18 protein-coding genes and 1 tRNA gene are annotated in these 19,639 nt (G+C 43.8%); 9 read left to right on the top strand and 10 right to left on the bottom strand.

Translation table 11 applies throughout. The features are described 5' to 3' along the window. On the top strand, positions 1 to 1,999 hold a 1,999-nt coding region (locus B0180_RS03020), incomplete at its 5' end, for an Ig-like domain-containing protein (protein WP_233424905.1). Positions 2,000 to 2,731: 732 nt separating this feature from the next. On the opposite strand, the gene ccoP is transcribed toward B0180_RS03020, so the two are convergent. Genes ccoP through ccoN form a run of 4 tightly spaced genes read right to left on the bottom strand, consistent with a single transcriptional unit; the run spans position 2,732 to position 6,108 of the window. Then, entirely contained in the window at positions 2,732 to 3,799 is a 1,068-nt protein-coding gene (gene ccoP, locus B0180_RS03015; protein WP_078255604.1) for a cytochrome-c oxidase, cbb3-type subunit III, read from the bottom strand. After that, the gene (locus B0180_RS03010; protein WP_078255603.1) at positions 3,796 to 3,978 is read right to left on the bottom strand and encodes a cbb3-type cytochrome oxidase subunit 3; all 183 of its coding nucleotides are present in this window, start codon (positions 3,976 to 3,978) and stop codon (positions 3,796 to 3,798) included. Before B0180_RS03010 ends, ccoP begins: the two co-directional genes overlap by 4 nt. Next, positions 3,978 to 4,616, bottom strand: a complete 639-nt coding sequence (gene ccoO / locus B0180_RS03005; RefSeq protein ID WP_049237465.1) for a cytochrome-c oxidase, cbb3-type subunit II — start codon at positions 4,614 to 4,616, stop codon at positions 3,978 to 3,980. Before ccoO ends, B0180_RS03010 begins: the two co-directional genes overlap by 1 nt. 10 nt (positions 4,617 to 4,626) lie before the next feature. Beyond that, positions 4,627 to 6,108, bottom strand: coding sequence for a cytochrome-c oxidase, cbb3-type subunit I (ccoN, locus tag B0180_RS03000; RefSeq protein ID WP_049237463.1), 1,482 nt, complete (start codon positions 6,106 to 6,108; stop codon positions 4,627 to 4,629). A 578-nt stretch (positions 6,109 to 6,686) separates the two neighbouring features. Between ccoN and B0180_RS02995 the strand changes: the two genes are divergently transcribed. The 3 genes from B0180_RS02995 to B0180_RS02985 all read left to right on the top strand — a co-directional run bounded on the left by B0180_RS02995 (position 6,687) and on the right by B0180_RS02985 (position 9,513). Beyond that, positions 6,687 to 7,070, top strand: coding sequence for an SCP2 sterol-binding domain-containing protein (locus B0180_RS02995; RefSeq protein WP_049237461.1), 384 nt, complete (start codon positions 6,687 to 6,689; stop codon positions 7,068 to 7,070). Positions 7,071 to 7,361: 291 nt separating this feature from the next. Next, positions 7,362 to 8,798 carry a cytochrome c oxidase accessory protein CcoG gene (gene ccoG / locus B0180_RS02990; protein WP_078255602.1) on the top strand — a complete coding sequence of 479 codons (1,437 nt, stop codon included), beginning with the start codon at positions 7,362 to 7,364 and terminating at the stop codon, positions 8,796 to 8,798. 76 nt (positions 8,799 to 8,874) lie between these two features. After that, positions 8,875 to 9,513, top strand: a complete 639-nt coding sequence (locus B0180_RS02985; RefSeq protein WP_078255601.1) for a FixH family protein — start codon at positions 8,875 to 8,877, stop codon at positions 9,511 to 9,513. Positions 9,514 to 9,549: 36 nt separating this feature from the next. On the opposite strand, the gene B0180_RS02980 is transcribed toward B0180_RS02985, so the two are convergent. The 3 genes from B0180_RS02980 to B0180_RS02970 are packed head-to-tail and all read right to left on the bottom strand — an operon-like array spanning position 9,550 to position 11,483. Further along, a complete protein-coding gene (locus tag B0180_RS02980; protein ID WP_049237491.1) occupies positions 9,550 to 10,524 on the bottom strand; it encodes a LysR family transcriptional regulator in 975 nt (324 codons plus the stop codon). A 24-nt stretch (positions 10,525 to 10,548) separates the two neighbouring features. Beyond that, on the bottom strand, positions 10,549 to 10,944 hold the full coding sequence (locus tag B0180_RS02975; RefSeq protein ID WP_078255600.1) for a hypothetical protein: 396 nt from the start codon (positions 10,942 to 10,944) through the stop codon (positions 10,549 to 10,551). Between the two features lie 38 nt (positions 10,945 to 10,982). Further along, entirely contained in the window at positions 10,983 to 11,483 is a 501-nt protein-coding gene (locus tag B0180_RS02970; protein WP_078255599.1) for a L,D-transpeptidase, read from the bottom strand. Positions 11,484 to 11,685: 202 nt separating this feature from the next. Here B0180_RS02970 and argG point away from each other — a divergent pair, with 202 nt between their 5' ends. From argG to B0180_RS02945, 5 genes are all read left to right on the top strand, one after another. Beyond that, positions 11,686 to 13,032, top strand: coding sequence for an argininosuccinate synthase (argG, locus tag B0180_RS02965; RefSeq protein ID WP_078255598.1), 1,347 nt, complete (start codon positions 11,686 to 11,688; stop codon positions 13,030 to 13,032). A 174-nt stretch (positions 13,033 to 13,206) separates the two neighbouring features. After that, the gene (gene pyrC, locus B0180_RS02960; protein WP_078255597.1) at positions 13,207 to 14,274 is read left to right on the top strand and encodes a dihydroorotase; all 1,068 of its coding nucleotides are present in this window, start codon (positions 13,207 to 13,209) and stop codon (positions 14,272 to 14,274) included. Next, positions 14,271 to 14,954, top strand: coding sequence for a ribonuclease T (rnt, locus tag B0180_RS02955; RefSeq protein ID WP_078255596.1), 684 nt, complete (start codon positions 14,271 to 14,273; stop codon positions 14,952 to 14,954). The genes pyrC and rnt overlap by 4 nt, the downstream gene beginning before the upstream one ends. 28 nt (positions 14,955 to 14,982) lie before the next feature. Then, positions 14,983 to 15,471: a YajQ family cyclic di-GMP-binding protein gene (locus B0180_RS02950; RefSeq protein ID WP_078255595.1), complete on the top strand. Its 489-nt coding sequence runs from the start codon at positions 14,983 to 14,985 to the stop codon at positions 15,469 to 15,471. A 193-nt stretch (positions 15,472 to 15,664) separates the two neighbouring features. Further along, positions 15,665 to 15,740 (top strand) — tRNA-Glu (locus B0180_RS02945). Positions 15,741 to 15,881: 141 nt separating this feature from the next. Here B0180_RS02945 and B0180_RS02940 read toward each other — a convergent pair. The 3 genes from B0180_RS02940 to B0180_RS10295 are packed head-to-tail and all read right to left on the bottom strand — an operon-like array spanning position 15,882 to position 19,617. Continuing rightward, positions 15,882 to 17,471, bottom strand: a complete 1,590-nt coding sequence (locus B0180_RS02940; protein ID WP_078255594.1) for an MFS transporter — start codon at positions 17,469 to 17,471, stop codon at positions 15,882 to 15,884. Between the two features lie 11 nt (positions 17,472 to 17,482). After that, positions 17,483 to 19,387: an amidohydrolase gene (locus tag B0180_RS02935; protein ID WP_078255593.1), complete on the bottom strand. Its 1,905-nt coding sequence runs from the start codon at positions 19,385 to 19,387 to the stop codon at positions 17,483 to 17,485. Next, a complete protein-coding gene (locus B0180_RS10295) occupies positions 19,384 to 19,617 on the bottom strand; it encodes a DUF1427 family protein (protein ID WP_049237287.1) in 234 nt (77 codons plus the stop codon). Before B0180_RS10295 ends, B0180_RS02935 begins: the two co-directional genes overlap by 4 nt. Positions 19,618 to 19,639: the final 22 nt, after the last annotated feature.

Here is a 19,639-nt window from a genome sequence, read left to right as displayed (position 1 = left end):
TGCCAAAGGTAACTACAGCGCCACCTTAGATAAAGCCTATACCAATGGCGAAGCCTTGAGTGTGACTGCCAAAGATGCCGCCAACAATGTCAGCGGCGCTGCCAAAGTCTTTGCGACAGCATCACTTTCAGATTCAACTGCCAATTTTGAACTGGTTCCAGTTTTTGAAAAACAAACCAGCCATCAAGATAAGACCGTTGTTAATGCAAGTACTCGTAATAGCCTATACGACACCATTGATTTTGTCATTACAGGTAAAGATGGCTATATCACCCTGGATCTTAGCAATGAATCAAGAATCTTAAACGGATCTGTTAGCTATCAAATCATTGGTTCGGGATTATCAAGCAGCAGCTCTCAGAGTATAAGCAAAGTGGGTTCTAGTCATGATACAATTATCTTAAATAAAAACTTGCCACTTTCTGAAGGCGCTTATACCCTAATTCTTGATGCTTACTTTAGTGGCTCAAATATTTCACTAAATATCACCGAAAAAGCACCTGTAACCCAAGATGTATTTACTGGTTATGAGTCTATTAATGGTCATATATTTGCAGATACAGCCAACAAACCAGAGAGCTACCAAATCAAAGTTGGTGATCAGACACTTGTTCACTCGGCAGATCAGTCAGCACAGTCAATGACCGTTAACACCCCAGATGGTACATTGACCATCAACTCTGATGGAAGCTACCAGTACAAGTCTTTGGCTACCAGTCATTCAGACGCATCAGAAACCTCCTTATCCATTCAAATCTTAGATATGAATGGTAAACCATTAAAGACCCATACCGCTTCGCTTGATAAAGACACCACACCACCTGAAGCAGGTACGCTGACCTTGGTGGATTATGAAGATACGGGTAGCTCAGACAGCGACCGTATCAGCAGTGATAACAGTTTTGGTCTACATATCCAAGGTCATGAATTAGGTTCAACAGTCACTTACGAAAGCTCGTTGGATAACGGTGATACATGGCAGGTGATGGATGGTAATTCCGTCACAAATCTTGAAGATGGCAGCTATCTACTCCGTGCTAAAGTTTCTGATGCTTCAAGCAACATCAGTTATACAAATAGCATCGCAGTCACTGTAGATACTCAGGCACCAGATTTGTACAATGCCATCGGTACTAACTATAACCTAGATACAGGTTTAATTTCACTCACTACGGCGACAGAGTATGATTTGTCATTATATAAAACCAGCGATGGCGCACGCAGTGAGATCACTGATCTTTCTGCTGTACCATTTGAAGCAGGAACTTATGAAGCGGTCTTGACAGATATCGCAGGTAATAGTGCTACTCAAGCAATCAATATGGTTTCGCCATCCACCTATTATTCTGCAAAAGATAATGATGCGATGTATATCGTCAAAACCACAAAGGATGATTCTGAAATCATAACTGGTAATAATAATGATTTGCTCATTACTGATGGTGATATCAATTGGCAAGCTGGAGAGGGTAACAATACCCTGATCCACACAGGTAGCGACAGATATTCCAGTATATCTGTAGACGGTGGTAATGGTGATGATCACTTTACTCTCCACTCTGTCTACGGTAGTATCTATCTACAAGGTAATAATGGCGATGATCGCTTTACCCTCCACCCTGTCGGTCGCGCCTATTTATATGGCGGGGATGGTGATGATATCTATGATATCAACCCTGGAGATGCTACAAGTTTTGAAATTGATATCAACGAGTATAGCAATTGGGGTTATGATAAGCTCTACCTTCGCAATATAACACCTGATGAAGTCTCTCTTACATCCCGTAGAACAGATGTTTACCTAAACGTCACTAAAATTCAGCAAATATCTCATGAAATGATAGACTTAGAAGGAAATCCTTATACTGAAACTTATGAAAATGTCCATTCAGGTAGTATTAAGATTTCAAATCAGTTATCAAATCATTCGATTGAAAGCATTTATTTTGATGATGGTACCGTTTGGAACCAAGAATATATCCTTTCAGTCATTGGTTGATATTTGTAATCATTTAAAAAGTGCTGTGATCATTCACAGCACTTTTTATTTTGGCGATAATCCAATGTTATCATTCTGGGATATTAAGACTATGCTTCTTAAATTTTCATCATAGAGATTATATGGAGAAATGGATCATTGTAACTTAAAGAGCATAATGAGAATTTTTGAATTTTTATATCTGTAGATAGGATTATAATACAGCTGAATTAAGAAACATATCATCAAATTAAGCAGTTTGATTTTATAACATAATCACATAAGGTTGAATATCATTCCATCCCTCATTATAGACAGCTTTTTAACCACCAGACCGAACTTGCCCAAGGTTGTTTTTACTGATTTAACAAACCTTGTCAAAGACCTCATAAGGCAAAGCAGTCACATTTAGCTGATTAAAGTGCAAAAAAAAAGGTTTCTATACCCTTATTTAGAGAACAAGATAACACCTTTGGCACTTATTGGCACATAATGTTACAAATCATTCAAATCTGATGTTATGACACATCACCTAAGCATAGAAACTAAAGCATTATTTATTTAACTAATTATAAGTATATTAAATAAATAAAATTATAAATTCAAAACCCCCAACTAAGAAGCTCTGGATACATATTATCATTGGATTAACTAAGCCCAAATACGATAGTTTAGTAGAGTTTAATAAATCTAGCTCTATGATTTAAAATCAAAAAAGAGCCGCAAAAGCGACTCTTAAAACAGCGGCTATAGTTATTCAGCAGCAGTTTGTGACAGTGAGCGAACATAAGCAGCCAATAGCATGACACGCTCATTGCCCAGCTTAGTTTGCCACTCTGGCATCACACCAGCACGACCATGACGAATCGTAGTTTGGATAGTATCACGATCGCCGCCATACAGCCAGATATCATCCGTCAGATTTGGAGCGCCCATTGCAGTGATACCTTTAGCATCTGCACCGTGGCACAGCACACAGTTCGCTTCAAATAAAGCTTTACCTTGTGCAACTTTAGCAGTATCAAGCTCATAGCCATTTTGGTTGCCTGAAATTTCAAGCACATATTCAGCGGTTGCGCGGACACCAGATTCACCCAACTGTTGCTGCCAAGCAGCCATAGAACCGACGCGACCATTGTGAATTGTCAGCAAAATTTCATCAGCGTTGCCGCCATATAGCCAATCATTATCCGTCAAATCAGGATAGCCAAGCGCACCTTTTGCGTTAGAGCCATGGCATAGCGCACAGTTTTGCAAAAATAGTCGGTTACCAACCTTTTGCGCCTCTGGATCAGCTGCTAGCTTATCAACAAAAGGCGCTAGCAGTTTGACTTGCTCGTCGATCTGTGTTTGTAGTTCGGCGTTTTCTTCACCAGCTTTACGCTGAGATTGAAGATCATTCAGCTTAGCAAGAACAACAGTTGCTTCGCTTGCACCTGCATTTGCCAAAATGTTTTGCTCAAAATTTTCAGTAAATACGCGGTTGTTGGCTTGAAGCTGGCTGTTTAATTCGTTGGCAGAAGTCCAAGGTACTGATTCGCCATCCACTTCAACAGTTGTCACACCTTTCCATACACTTGGCTGAATCGCAGGGAAAAGGATAAAATAACCCAAGCCCCAAATCATCGTGCCAAAGAAAATCACCAACCACCACTTAGGTAGTGGCTTGTCATACTCTCGGATACCATCATAGGAGTGACCTGTGGTTTCATCTTCTTCAAGAACTGGTTTAGATCGCAAGGTCCATACCAGAACACCAAAGATGAATAGCCAGCAGCCCAATGACAAGATGGTAATCCAAGAACTCCAAAAAAAGCTCATTGTATATCCTTAGTGCGCTTATGTGATGATAGACGTTGTCTGTCCTGATCATCCAGCGCAAGTTGTGCATCTTCTTCAAAGCGTTTTTTATTTTTTGGGGAATAAGCCCACCATGCGATTCCAATAAAGGCAATAAAGGCCGCTACGGTCGCAATACTATGCAAAACGCCCCAATTCATTAGCGTTGACCTTGCATCGCAATACCCAACTGCTGTAGATAAGCAACTAGGGCATCCAGCTCGGTTGCACCTTGAACTTGGTCAGGTGCAGCTTCAATATCTGCTTCTGTATAAGGTAACCCAAAACGATCTTTAAACAGACGCATTTTTTCTTGTACTTTCGTGCCATTGACTTCTTTGGTAGCAAGCCAAGGATAAGATGGCATCACCGAATCAGGCACGACAGAGCGTGGATCGATCAGGTGATCAACATGCCATTGATCCGAGTAGCGACCGCCGACACGAGCCAAATCCGGACCAGTGCGTTTTGAACCCCACAAAAATGGATGATCCCACGCTGATTCCGCTGCACGGCTATAAGGTCCATAACGCTCTACCTCTGCACGCAAAGGACGAATCATCTGAGTATGGCAAACGTGACAGCCTTCACGAATATAGATATCACGACCTTCAAGCTCAAGCGCTGTCCAAGGACGCATATTTGGTAATGGCTTATTCACACCGCCCTCTTCGGCAACTGTTTCATCATAAATCAAAGGAACAAGTTCAACCAAAGTTGCAAAGCTAATGGCGATGACGATGAAGATAACGAGTAAACCTGTGTTTTTCTCTACTAACTCATGAGTGATTTTAGACATTGTTTACCCCTTAAGCCTGTACCGATGCCTGTTCGCTGCCAGTGTTCACTTCTTCTGGCTCTGCAATATGTTCAGGAACGCTTGGCATCTTAATCGTGCGATAGCAGTTATAAGCCATCACAAACATACCACCTACATACAGCGCACCACCCAATGTACGGACGACATACGGCCAATGTGAAACAACAACGGTTTGGATAAAGTCATAAGCCAAAGTACCATCTGGGTTTGTGGCACGCCACATCATACCTTGAGTGATACCTGAGATCCAAAGCGCAACGATATACAATACGGTACCAGTCGTCGCAAGCCAAAAATGCAGTGTAATCAGATTGGTTGAGTACATTTTTGCCTTGTTAAAGATACGCGGCAATAATACATAAATCGAACCAATGGTAATCATACCAACCCAGCCTAAGGCGCCTGAGTGTACGTGACCTACCGTCCAGTCGGTATTATGACTGATCGCGTTAACCGCTTTGATAGATAGCATTGGACCTTCAAAAGTACTCATCGCATAGAACGACAAAGCAACAATCAAGAAGCGAATGATCGGATCGGTACGCAACTTATCCCAACTGCCCGAAAGGGTCAATACACCATTAATCATACCGCCCCAAGAAGGTGCAAATAGAATCAATGAAAATACCATGCCCAGTGACTGGGTCCAGTCAGGTAGCGCTGAATAGTGTAGATGGTGTCCACCTGCCCACATATATGACGCAATCAATGCCCAAAAGTGGACGATTGATAAACGATATGAGTAAACAGGTCGGCCTACTTGCACAGGAATGAAGTAGTACATCATACCTAAGAATGCAGCAGTCAAATAAAAACCAACAGCATTATGCCCATACCACCACTGAACCATGGCATCAGTCGCACCACCAAATAGTGAATATGACTTAAATAAGCCAACTGGCACTGCCAAGCTATTCACAATATGTAGCAACGCAATGGTGATAATAAATGCTGCAAAGAACCAGTTTGCAACATAAATGTGTGATGTTTGGCGCTTAATGATTGTTCCAAAGAAGACAATGGCATAAGCCACCCAAACCAAAGCGATGGCGATGTCAATCGGCCATTCTAGCTCAGCATATTCCTTAGCAGAAGTCACCCCCAGTGGCAGGGTAATGACGGCAGAAACGATGATCGCTTGCCAGCCCCAAAAAGTAAACCACGCCAAATAAGGCGCAAACAATCTGGTCTTACAAGTACGCTGAACGATGTAATAAGAAGTTGCAAAAAGAGCCGAACCCCCAAACGCAAAAATCACCGCATTAGTATGCAGCGGTCTTAGACGTCCAAAAGACAGCCATGCTGTGTCAAAATTTAATACTGGCCATGCTAACTGTGATGCGATAAATACACCGACAGCCATGCCAACGATACCCCAAAATACCGCCATGATTGTAAAAAATCGCACAATCGTGATTTCATATTCATGATCTACGGACAAGGGGGCTACTGCTGATTTATATAGACTCATTGGATATTTTCCTGTGCAGCCCGATTTATTTAGCGTCGCAGTTTTATCAAATCGAGTGAAAAAACTACTCTTGCTTTGATCTTGTGTGTCTATTGTAACGCAAAGTTAGGCAAATATCATCAAGTCAGCCAGCAAAAAAGAAAAAATCCTTAAATTTTCTATGGATTATCGATGACTTTGGTAATGATTCCAAAATATACGACTCCGCTAGCTTGGCTTGCAAAACTGCTTGGCTTGCGTTAGACGGTGCGGCAAGGTGCCAACACCAAATATATCCCTACTGACAATATGGTATTACCAGCGGATGTTCACCTTTTATTATACAACACAAATGTAATTTTTGGGTATATTTTGTAAAAATATTGAAATTTTTTGGTAATATAGCCTTATTTTCTATAATAATTTAATTTTTTTAATATTTTAATTGAGTAATTTAATAAGTGTGGTTTTATCAAGCATAAAAAACGAGACCGATTTCATGGCGATTGTGACAAGTTGTCGGTTTTACTTTATAATACATCAAATGCATAGTCGCAGCACCCTTTTAACCTACATCATCAACACTTAAGGTAATTATTATGGAAAAATTTTTGAGCCAAGCATGGTTTGATAAAGTCAATGAACTCAACCAATCTGCAGGCGATCTGAACTTGCCACCTAATTTAGCCAATGTCTTACTAAATGCCAAAGTCACTGGCGACGAAAGCGTTGAGCTTCATCTAAAAGACGGTAAGCTGCATCAAGGCTTAGTAGAAAATGCGATCAGCACTGTCACCATTGATTGCGACACATTATCACAAATCATTGCTAATAATGATGTCAATCAAGCCATTGAAGCGTTTATGCTGGGCAAAATCCGCATTGATGGTGATATGACCCAAGTCATGGCACTACAATCAGCCAAGCCAAGCCAAGAGCAAAAAGAGCTGTTTAAAAAGATTTTACAAATCACTGAATTTTGATTAAACCCTGTAAAATCACTTCACACGACCCCATCATAGTTCATCTGATGGGGTTTTGATTTGATATAATCCAAATGCCCGTTTTACCGCTTAAGAATATCTTTATTCAAAAACATAGCTTGCATATTTTTATAAAATTTCAAAATATCATACAAAAACCCTACAAAAAATGGTAATATAAGCTCAGTTTCAAGATACCTATTTTGGTGTTTTTTTATTTACCAAGCCATGCCTTAGTTTGATTATACATTTAAATTTAATCTATTTAGGCGACAAGCCAAGGTATATACTATGTCAGAAGAACAAAAACCCAAGAAAAAACCCCGTCCCATTCCCGAAAAAATCATCCCGCACTCCAAAGATATGGATGCGACCAAGCATCGTGTACATCCCAGATTTGTTAAGGGCAAATATCAAAATATCCGCCTGATTTCGATGTATGCCATCTTTGTATTATTTTTGATTGCGCCTTGGATTCGTTGGAATGGTCGGCAGGCAATTTTGTTAAATGTGATTGAACCGAAGTTTTATATCTTTGGTGCAACTTTCATGCCGCAGGATTTTTACTTCTTTGCGTTTGTCTTTATCATTGCGGCGATGACTTTATTTATGGTCACAGTCTATGCAGGACGTGTGTGGTGCGGCTATGCTTGTCCGCAGACCATTTATGTGCATCTGTATCAGCACATCGAAAAATGGATCATCGGTGATCGTAATAAACGCATCAAATTTGACAAAGCTCCCTGGAATGCCGAAAAAATCTTTAAAACGTTGGCAGTGCACGCAGCTTGGGGTGTAATCTCGGCGGCGACAGCGCTGACTTTCATTTCTTTCATCGTAGGCACCGACTACCTGTTTTTTAATGGTGCGACCCCATTTTTTATAGGCTGGGGTAAGATGACGTGGATATTTTTCTTAATCATCACCTTTGTTACCCAAACCAATGGTGGCTATATGCGCGAGCAAATGTGCGTGCATATGTGCCCATATGGACGCTTCCAAAGCGTGATGTTTGATAAAGACACGCTTTTGGTTTCTTATGACTATGAACGCGGTGAGCCACGTGGTGCGCGCAAAAAAGATACTCATCCTGAAGGCTATGGCGACTGTGTGGATTGCAGTATGTGTGTGCAAGTGTGCCCCACAGGCATTGATATCCGCGATGGTCTACAAGTAGAATGTATCCAATGTGCCGCCTGTGTCGATGCCTGTAATGAAATCATGGATAAAGTTGGCTATCCGCGTGGACTGATCCGCTACACAACCGAGCGCCAATTGGTCGAAAAACAAAAAACCAAAATCATCGGCTGGCGTATTTTTGCTTATATCGGCGTATTATCAGCGTGTATCATCGCGGCGACACTGGTTGCGGTTGGGCGCGCACCGCTTGAGATGGAAATTCGCCATGATCGTAAACAAATCTCGACCATCGGACGAGATGGCATGATTGAAAATAGCTATGTTCTAAAAATCGTCAATAAAACCGATCAGCGTCACGTTTATCAAGTGCGCCTAGATGGTGATAATACCGCTGGCATGACTTTACGCTCACGCTTTAAAGAGCTACCACTTCAAGCCAATGAGCCATACGATCTGCCTGTCAGCATCATCGGCGATCCAAGCGTGGTTCAGCCTGGCAGCACGCCGATTACCATCACGGTCTACAGCCAAGATGGTCAATACAGCGCTTCTGCTCAAGATGTCTTTATCTATGAACCTAAGAGATAAGCGGCGTTAATTCCCAAAATCAGGCTTCGTTGTGCTACAATGAAGCCTGATTGATTTATAGAATTTGGCGATCCTTATGAAAATTACCCCCAAACCCAATAAACAAGCAAATATTTGGTACAAAAACTACATGGTCTTGATTTTTGTGATCGGCTTGCCTGTTTTGGTTGTGGTGGTTTGTATCTTTTTTATTATTTATTCTATAAAAATCCAAGACTCAACCGTACGCGATGATTGGTATATGGACGGCAAAACATTATATCAAGATGCTTCGCGCGATAAGCTTTCGCATGACCTAGGCATCTCTGGGATCATGCGACTCACCCAAGAAGATCAGATGACCCGTGTCCGCTTTGAGCTAAATTACCCAGCACAAAGCCTAGCGACACAGACATTCAGCGATGGCACACCCTTAACTTATCCAAAATCATTGTCCGTGCGCATCTCTCATGCTACAGATAATGACAAAGACCGCGATTTTATTATGACGCATCAAACAGATAACAGTTATGCAGGCGAAGTCAAGCTTGATCCCACGCCTGCCAAATATTATCTGCAAGTCAGCAATGACGATGATAAAAACTGGCGCTTGGTTCAGCATGAAAACTTACCAAAGCAGAATATCGCCTTTGTACCGCTTGCAAGCTTTGATGAAGAGCGCAGCGCCCTGCCTGATCAACGCAGCAGACGCCCTTCTGCAGACAAGTCATTTTAAAGAAAGTCAATAAGCCAAGGCTCAAAGCTTAGAAAATCAAAGCGCTGACTTGGCGGCTTGCTCTTCTTCGGCAATGACTTGACGCGCGACATGCAGGATTAATTGACGCAGCCAACGATGCGCAGGGTGATGCTGAAGTAGTGGCGACCATGCCATGGTCAGCTCAAATTCAGGAATAAAAAACGGCGGTTCCTTGACGATAATTTGTGGATTATTATCCGCCTGCAACCTTGCCACGCGCGTCGGCAGTGTTGCGATCAAATCCTTGTTAGCCGCAAGCATCGCAGGCATCTGATAATGGCGTGTAAAGACGCTGATTTGACGCTTTTGACCCAGTCTTTGTAGGGCTTGGTCAATTGAGCCAAGACCACCTGATTTTTCAGGATTTACCCCAAAGCCCACGCCCATGCCCGTTTTAGACACCCACACATGATGCGCCTTTAGATAGTTTTTAAGATTAAAACGATTGGCGTAAGAGCTGTCCGCCGATAATAAGCAGCTAAAAGTATCTCTCCACACCAATACCTGATGAAAGCTTTGGGGAATTTCATTAAAGCGATTGATCGCCAAGTCCACACGCCCTTGCTCCATATCCCGATAAGAGACATCCGAGGGCGTCAAAAAATCCAAGATGACATTTGGCGCCTCACTACGCAGCGCCTTGACCAAACGCGGAACCAGTGTCGCTTCAGCATAGTCGCTGGTCATGATGCGAAATACGCGAGAAGTGCTATACGGACGAAACTCAGTACGCGGCTCAAGCAGTGTGGTGATGTCCGAGAGCACCTCACGAATGCGCGGTTGTAACTCAAAAGCGCGCTCAGTAGGCGTCATGCCCTCAGATGAGCGCACCAAGAGCGGATCATTAAATAATGAGCGCAAACGCCGCAAAATATTACTCATGGCAGGCTGCGTGATGCCAAGCTGCTCAGCGGCACGCGTGACATTTTTTTCACGCAAAAGCACATCCAAATAGAACAATAAATTTAAATCAACTTTTTGCAAATTCATACAGCTACCTTTAGGCGGCGACGCTTATTGGCTTGGCATTTGTGGTGTCGAACTGCCTTGATGAACCACAACTTTTGAAACGCCTGCGATCGCTTTATAAGCATTCACGGTCGCATTGACATCATGATGTACAGGGCGCACAACCATCGCATTAAAAATATCAAATTCATTTAAAACCAGATCGCCGCGTCGGCTTGCCAAAGCTTGGACAGCGGATTTGGCATTTGGCTGATAATAGACAATCAGACTACCCGCCTGCGCACTATTTAGATCAATGCTTGGCTTTGAGGTGGTCGGCGCATGATTCGGTACAGCTGTCACGCCGCCAGTTTGCTGAGTCATTGATGGCGCACTTGTGCTCTGACAAGCGGTCAAAGCAATAACACTCATTCCCAAAGCGATCGCAGTTAGTTTTTTCATAGGTTTTTCTCCAGGTTGGATTTATAAATCATTTAAAATTAACAAATATCGACGTAAGTCCCTACTGCCACTTGACCAAACAGCCAAACAAGCTCATCTATGCGCATTCTGATACATCCATGCGACATAGGCACGCCCATCGGCTCTGTGTCTGGCGTACCGTGAATATAAATATATCGCGACTTGGTATCCACCACCTTGCCATCAGTATTCAGACCTCGATTATGACCATCTATTTGTCCATCAAGCCATAAAATACGCCCAAGTATCCAGTCTCGATCAGGAAAATCATGCTCTAATTCATCAGTATAAAGCTCACCAGTAAACTGTCTGCCAACAAACACTGCATTGGCAGGCAAGCCATCGCCAATCTTTTGGCTGATGACATGCTCACCAAGCGGCGTACAGCCTGTACCTTCAAGCTGCCCTGTGCCGTTTTTTGCGGTGGAAATCACAAATTGGCGCAGCAAAATATCGCCTTGATACAGGGTTAAGCACTGGGATTGGGTGTCAATCACGATACGCCGATCTACGGTCATTATTAATTCCTAAATAATAGCCATCATTTTTTAAAATGATAGTATAACAAAGCATAGCATATTTGGCATACTAAAGTGTGATAAAATTCTTATTTTTATCACAAAAGACAAATTATCTTAGGTTTAATATCCATGAAGCATAAAAAATGTTATAATTTCTTGATAAGTTCATTTTATTTAGTCATAAATCAAGGATATTCATATGAGTAATGCAACCATTTTGCAGCACCTTCCTGTCGGCAAAAAAGTCGGTATCGCTTTTTCGGGCGGTTTGGATACTTCAGCTGCCCTGCTTTGGATGAAGCAAAAAGGCGCTGAACCTTATGCCTATACTGCCAATTTGGGTCAGCCAGACGAAGATGACTACAATGCCATTCCTAACAAAGCCACACAGTATGGCGCGGTCAAGGCACGATTGGTTGACTGCCGCTTACAGCTTGCTCAAGAAGGCGTTGCCGCCATTCAGTGCGGTGCGTTTCATGTGACCACAGGTGGTATGCCCTATTTTAATACGACTCCTTTAGGGCGTGCGGTGACAGGCACGATGCTGGTATCAGCGATGCGCGAAGATGATGTGAACATTTGGGGCGATGGATCGACCTATAAAGGCAATGACATCGAGCGTTTTTATCGCTATGGTCTGCTTGCTAATCCTGAGCTTAAAATCTATAAACCTTGGCTTGATCAAACTTTTATTGATGAGCTTGGCGGTCGCGCTGAGATGAGTCAATTTTTGATTGATAATGGCTTTGATTATAAAATGAGCAAAGAAAAAGCCTACTCAACTGACTCAAATATGCTTGGCGCGACTCACGAAGCTAAGGATCTTGAGTTTTTGGATGCCAGCCATAAGATTGTTGAGCCGATCATGGGCGTGCGTTTTTGGGATGAGAGTGTCGAAATCGCTGCTGAGACAGTGACAGTCAGCTTTGAAGAAGGCGTGCCTACAGCGCTCAATGGTGAAAATTTTGACAGCTTGGTTGATTTGATCCTAAAAGCCAATGAAATTGGCGGTCGTCACGGCTTGGGCATGACCGACCAAATCGAAAACCGTATCATCGAAGCCAAGTCTCGCGGTATCTATGAAGCACCAGGTATGGCACTGTTGCACATCGCTTATGAGCGCTTGGTGACAGGCATCCATAATGAAGACACGATCGAGCAGTATCGCATCAATGGCTTGCGCTTAGGTCGCCTACTGTATCAAGGTCGCTGGTTTGATTCTCAAGCGCTTATGCTGCGCGAGACCGCTCAGCGCTGGGTTGCCAAGGCGATCACAGGTACGGTCACGCTAGAGCTGCGCCGTGGGAATGATTATAGTATCTTAAATACTGAATCACCAAACCTAACCTATGAAGCTGATCGCCTATCCATGGAGAAGGTTGAAGATGCTGCGTTTACACCACTTGATCGCATCGGTCAGCTGACCATGCGCAATCTAGACATTGCAGATACACGCCAAAAATTGGGGCTGTATGTCCAATCAGGCTTGCTAGGCTTGGGTGGCGGAAATGCCGTGCCACAGCTTGAGCATAAAGACAACAAATAATCCCACAAACTCTCAATCAAAACGATTGGGAGTTTTTTATTTGCTTACCAAATCACTCCAGTGCTGAAAAACTCGGCATAAGTTGGAATTTTTATCAAATTTACTTTCAAACCTTGACAAAAATTCCAATCCCTACAATAATGGATTTTTTGTATTCTTTTTAAGTTTAAATAGATTATGACAACGACATTAACTATCATTCAGCCAGATGATTGGCATATCCATCTGCGTGATGGCGACGCTCTGGCGACCACCGTTAAGCACGCGGCAGCCAGTTTTAATCGTGTGATTTGTATGCCAAATTTGGTACCGCCTGTCAAGACAGCCGACCAAGCCGTCGCCTATCGCGAACGCATCTTAAAGGCACTCAAAGACAGTGATTTGCCATCTGCTCGTCAAGATAGCTTTGATCCACGCATGGTGCTGTATTTGACTGATCACACCACCGCCCAAGACATTGACAAAGCTGTCCAAACAGGCGTCGTATCAGCTGTGAAGCTTTATCCAGCAGGCGCGACCACCAACTCTGCTGATGGCGTGACTGATATTTTGGCGCGCGGCTCAGTATTTGAAGCCATGCAAAAGCACGGTATGCCGCTATTGGTACATGGTGAAGTGACTCACAGTGAGATTGATATTTTTGATCGTGAAAAACGCTTTTTGGATGATGTGCTGAGTAAAATCATCGCCCAATTCCCAAACCTAAAGATCGTCATGGAGCACATCACTACCGCTGATGCGGCAGATTTTTGCTTGGCTCAAGGCGATCATATCGCAGCGACGATCACTCCACAGCATCTGTTATTTAATCGTAATCATCTGCTGGTTGGCGGTGTTAAGCCTCACTATTATTGTTTACCCATTTTAAAACGAGCCACCCATCAAGCGCGCCTGCTTGAGGTGGCAACCAGTGGCAACCCTAAGTTTTTCTTGGGAACCGATTCAGCACCACATGCCACACACACCAAGGAAGCAGCGTGCGGCTGTGCTGGCTGCTATAGCGCTTTGCATGCCCTACCGCTATATGCCATGGCTTTTGAAAGCGTCAATGCACTTGATAAGCTTGAAAATTTTGCGAGCCGATATGGCGCTGATTTTTATGGTTTACCAGTCAATACTACCCAAATCACACTCATCAAAGAGCCACAGACCGTACCTGACAGCTTTGATTATTTGGGTGATAAGACGCTTACGCCGCTATTGGCAGGTGAAGTTCTGCCTTGGCAAGTGGTCAGCGCATGAGCGAATTAGTCAAATCAATAAAACCCACCATTGCCGATCGATTTCGAGGATTTTTGCCTGTGGTGGTGGATGTAGAGACCGCTGGCTTTAATGCTGCAACTGATGCACTGCTTGAGATTGCTTGCGTGCCAATTTTGATGGATGATGAAGGAAAGCTGTACCAAGGCGAGCCTTTGAATGCACACATTGAGCCGTTTGTTGGAGCAAACCTTGAGCCGGCGTCACTGAAATTTACCGGCATTAATCCGGATAGCCCTTTTAGAAAAGCCATCAGCGAAGACGAAAAAACCGCTTTACGCCGTATTTTTAAGACGCTTAAGCGCATCAAAAAAGAACAAGGTTGCCGCCAGTGTATTTTGGTCGGTCATAATGCGCATTTTGATTTGGGCTTTTTAAATGCTGCTATCGCACGCACCAACAGCAAAAATCACTCGCCCTTTCATGCGTTTAGCGTGCTTGATACGGCAAGTTTTGCTGCACTCGCCTATGGGCATACGGTACTGGCAAAAACCTGTTTGATTGCCGGGCTTGGCTTTGATAATAATCATGCCCACTCAGCACTGTATGACACCCAAAAAACCGCCGAACTGTTTTGTCATATTGTCAATCAAAGCGCATTATTGCCGACCGAAAAAGCCGCTGATGAGCTTGATTGCAGTTGCGATGACGAAGCGCCATGATTCATTTAGTTTAATTAGGGAGAAAATTATGCCATCTTTTGATGTGGTTTCAGAATTACAAGTGTTTGAAGTCAAGCACGCGGTTCAAAATGCCGAAAAAGAAGTCGCCACTCGCTTTGATTTTAAGGGCAGCGACATCAGCATTGAGCTGAACGAAAAAGCCAAAACTGTTACCATTACCACCGATAATGAGCTACAATCGGACAATGTGTATGCCATTTTTGAAAAGCAGCTGATTAAGCGCGGTGTGGATTTGCAGTCGCTAGATCCACAAGATAAGCAGCAGTCAGGTAAACAAATTAAGCAAGTCATCAACCTAAAAGATGGACTTGATGCCGACACCGCCAAGAAAATCTCCAAGTCGCTCAAAGAATCTGATCTGAAAGTTTCTGCCAGCATCCAAGGCGATAAGGTTCGGATCAGCGATAAGAAAAAAGACAATCTACAGCTTGCCATGGCATTTTTAAAAGATAAGCAATTTGGCGTCCCGCTACAATTTAATAACTTCAAAGACTAATAGCAACCACAATTCTCTTAAATGGCTCAGTAAATCTGAGCCATTTTATTAAAAATCAATTACTTAGCAGTTTTCGTCAAAATTTTGACATAAAACGCTTGACGACCAAAAATATCATGATATAATGGCAACCAATTTCGGATCAACGGTGAAAGCGCCGAAATTCAGCAAAGGTTTGAGCTTTGCACACTGTGTCCCATTCGTCTAGAGGCCTAGGACACCGCCCTTTCACGGCGGTAACAGGGGTTCGAATCCCCTATGGGATGCCACTATTCTAAACGCGCTCAATACATTGAGCGCGTTTTTTTATGTTCATTCACCCCCAAGTTTTCCTTAGCCAATAAAAACAGCCACCGAATCATCAGTAGCTGTTTTGGTTTGATCTGACAAGTGCGCTGAGCGCATAAACCTTAAGCTTTATTTGGTCTGGCAGTCAGATAGTGCCGAACTTCAGGCTGTGTATTGGGCTTTAAGTACTCAAGGATCTGAGCCTGAAGTGCTGCATCTGCACTTGAAACACGCTGATGCTGGCGCATATGCTCCTGCCAAGATTCAACAAAAAAGTACTCCAAATACACATCCACTTCATCAGTACACTTCGTAATGCCCCATTGATAAGCACCATCTTTATAGCGCTGAGTTGACAGCTGATAAATGGTCTTTAAAAACGCTTCTTGATGCTCAGGCTTAGGCTGATACATTATCTGAATCATCACAGGACCGTCATTAGGATCAATCGGCGTATTGACAACTGGCGGCGCCCAATGATTTGAAGGCGTGGTATCCAGATTATCATTAGGCAATTTGATTTTATAGGTCAAAAGGCTACTAATCAATAAGCAAATACCAGAAGCAATCAATGTCTCAACCAGCCCAATCTGAGTAGCAACCGCGCCCCAGATCACACTACCTAAGGTCATGGCGCCATTGAACACCATCAAATACAGCGCCAACGCTCGTCCACGAACCCAGTTGGGCAAAATACCTTGAGTTAAGCTATTAAGTGTAGTAAGCGCAGTAATCCACGCAACTCCCAAAAATAAAAGCAACAACAAGGCAACGGCTTTGGGCGGTGAAGCCGACAAAGCCAGCATCACCAAGCCGGTGATAAAGGCAGCACATAACAGCATTTGATCGGCGCTAAATCGCGCTCTAATTTTGGGCAGAATGACCGCACCAACGATCGCACCGATCCCCACCAAACCAAGCATGATACCATAAAATCTGGCATCGCCCTGTAAAAGCGTTCTGGCAACCAATGGCAACAATGCCCAAACCGAACTTGCCATGACAAAATAAACAAATACGCGCCCAAAGATGATATGCAGCTCTCGGCTTGCCTTAGCATAGCGTAGACCCGCCTTAAATGCGCCGACAAAACTCTCTGACATCTCGTCCTTAGCGCGAACGGGTCGCTTCCACCAAATCAGTGCAGCAATCACCACAACATAGCTTAAGACATCCGCGCCATACGCAGCAGCCACACCGAAACTGGCCAAAATCAGCCCGCCTAAGGCAGGACCAATGGCTCGAGCGATATTAATGCCTAAGGAATTTAATGCAACAGCATTTCTTAGCTGAGATCTATCAATCAGTTCAGGCACGATGGCTTGCCAAGTCGGCCCCATCAATGCCACACCAATACCACTTAAAAATGTTAATGCAATCAGTGAAGCCACTGATTGCATACCAAGCGCTGAAAGTAGCATAAGACAGATACTACTAAATGCCATGAGCATCTGAATACCTATCAAAAACTTGCGCTTATCTAAAATATCCGACAAAACTCCCGCTGGAATTGCCAACAAAAAAATGGGCAAGGTTGCTGCCGCTTGCACCATTGCCACCGCCATCGGCGACGGTGACAAGTCGGTCATAATCCAAGCACTGCCAACGTCTCTGATGAAGCTACCGATATTTCCTAAAATGGTCGCTAGCCACATCACTAAGAAGACTTTGACTTTTAATGGAGCGAAACTGTCTGATGACGTTTCGTTCATTCAAGCCTCCATTAAGCCATCCAGCAAGAACAGCCTAATGCACCAAAGAAGCTCTTTAGGTCACTGCTTGGCACTGTAGACGCCCAAGCTTTGGCATGATTATGACCATGCAAACCACAGCTTGTGCCACAGCCACAGCTGCTGACCATCTGCTGAACATTTTGCGATGGCGCAAATGAATTACGGCTTAAGTCTTCATCTGCCCAAGCACCATAACCTCCGAAGCGGCGAGTTGGCGACCATTCTGGCATGGCAGGTGGTAGTGGATTTTCATCCAGTGATGAAAACTCATCATCACCAAAGACCACTTTACCGCCGACCACAGTCAGATGCGATGTCAAATGCGGCAATTCTTCATCAGTCACAGAAAAATAGTCTTTACTTGGAATGATGAAGTCAGCAAATTGACCTTCTTCAATGCGTCCGCGTTTGCCTTCTTCGTTTGAGAACCACGCCACATTTTCTGTCCACATGCGCAGTGCCGTTTCACGGTCAAGCAGATTTTCATTTGGATAAAGTCCCATGCCGCCAACAGTTTTACCAGTGGTCATCCAAGACAAAGATACCCATGGGTTATACGACGCAACACGGGTTGCGTCCGTACCTGCAGACACTTTCACACCGCTTTCAAGAATGCGCTTAATTGGCGGTGTCGCTGCGGCTGCCCCTTTACCATAACGCTCAACAAAATACTCACCTTGGTACGCCATACGATGCTGCACCGCAACGCCGCCGCCAAGTTTGGCGATACGCTCAATCGATCTGTCCGAGATGGTCTCAGCGTGGTCAAAGAACCAGTTTAGCCCCTCTAGCGGAATGTCTTCATTGACTTTTTCAAAGACATCAAGCGCACGCGAGATGGTCTCATCATAGGTCGCGTGTAAGCGCCATGGCCAGCGGTTTTGAGCCAAGATACGCACCACTTCTTCTAGCTCACCTTCCATTTCTTGTGGCATATCAGGACGCGGCTGACGAAAATCCTCAAAGTCAGCTGCCGAGAACACCAACATCTCGCCTGCGCCATTATGACGGAAATAGTCATTGCCTTGCTTATACTCCACCGATGACGTCCAACGTAAGAAATCTTCTTTTTCTTCCTTGGGCTTTTGGGTGAATAAGTTATAGGCAATGCGTACTGTCAGCTGATCTTCATCTGATAATTTTTGAATAACTTCATAATCATCTGGGTAGTTTTGGAAGCCGCCACCAGCATCAATCACACCAGTTACGCCCAAGCGGTTAAGCTCACGCATAAAATGACGCGTTGAATTAACTTGATAATCAAAAGGCAGTTTTGGACCTTTTGCCAAGGTCGAATACAAGATCATGGCATTAGGCTTGGCAAGTAAAAGACCTGTTGGATTGCCTTTACTGTCACGCAAGATCTCACCGCCTTCTGGTTCTGGCGTATCTTTGGTGTAGCCAACAGCACGCAAAGCTGCTGCATTTAATAGTGCACGGTCATACAAATGCAAAATAAATACAGGCGTATCTGGCGCAATTGCGTTAATCTCTGCAATCGTTGGCAGGCGTTTTTCGGCAAATTGATGCTCGGTAAAACCACCCACAACACGCACCCACTGCGGTGCTGGCGTGATGTCAACTTGTGCTTTTAGCATCGCCATCGCATCTGCCAAACTGCGTACGCCATCCCAGCGCAGCTCCAAGTTATAGCTTAGACCACCACGAATGATGTGTGTATGGTTGTCAAATAACCCTGGCAGAACTTTTCTACCTTTTAAATTGATGCACTTGGTATTGCTGCCCGACATTGCCATGATGGTATTATCATCACCAACAGCGACAAATTTGCCATTACTGATCGCAACTGCCTGAGCGGTTGGGTTATTTTTATCCAATGTTGCAAAATTACCATTATAAAAGATGGTATCTACTGATTGATTAGCTGTGCTCATGTTGCCTCCTTGTCATTGGTAGTTTTGGGTGGATTTTGGCTTTGAGATTCACTCATCTGAGTGTTTGGTGCCAGCCATTGTTTGGCATAAGGAACTGCTTGCTCACCCACAAGCATCCCCAGAAGCCCGATCAAAGCGACGACAGGCGGTGCAGGCGATCGTACGTTTAGTACATAATATAAGACGCCCACTAAAATTCCAACACCAAAAGAAAAAATATACATTTTCATGACGTATCCAAAATGCTTAAGC

This window comes from Moraxella canis (genome assembly GCF_002014965.1).
Taxonomy (GTDB): Bacteria; Pseudomonadota; Gammaproteobacteria; order Pseudomonadales; family Moraxellaceae; genus Moraxella; species Moraxella canis.
This window is presented reverse-complemented; position numbering and strand designations above follow the sequence as displayed.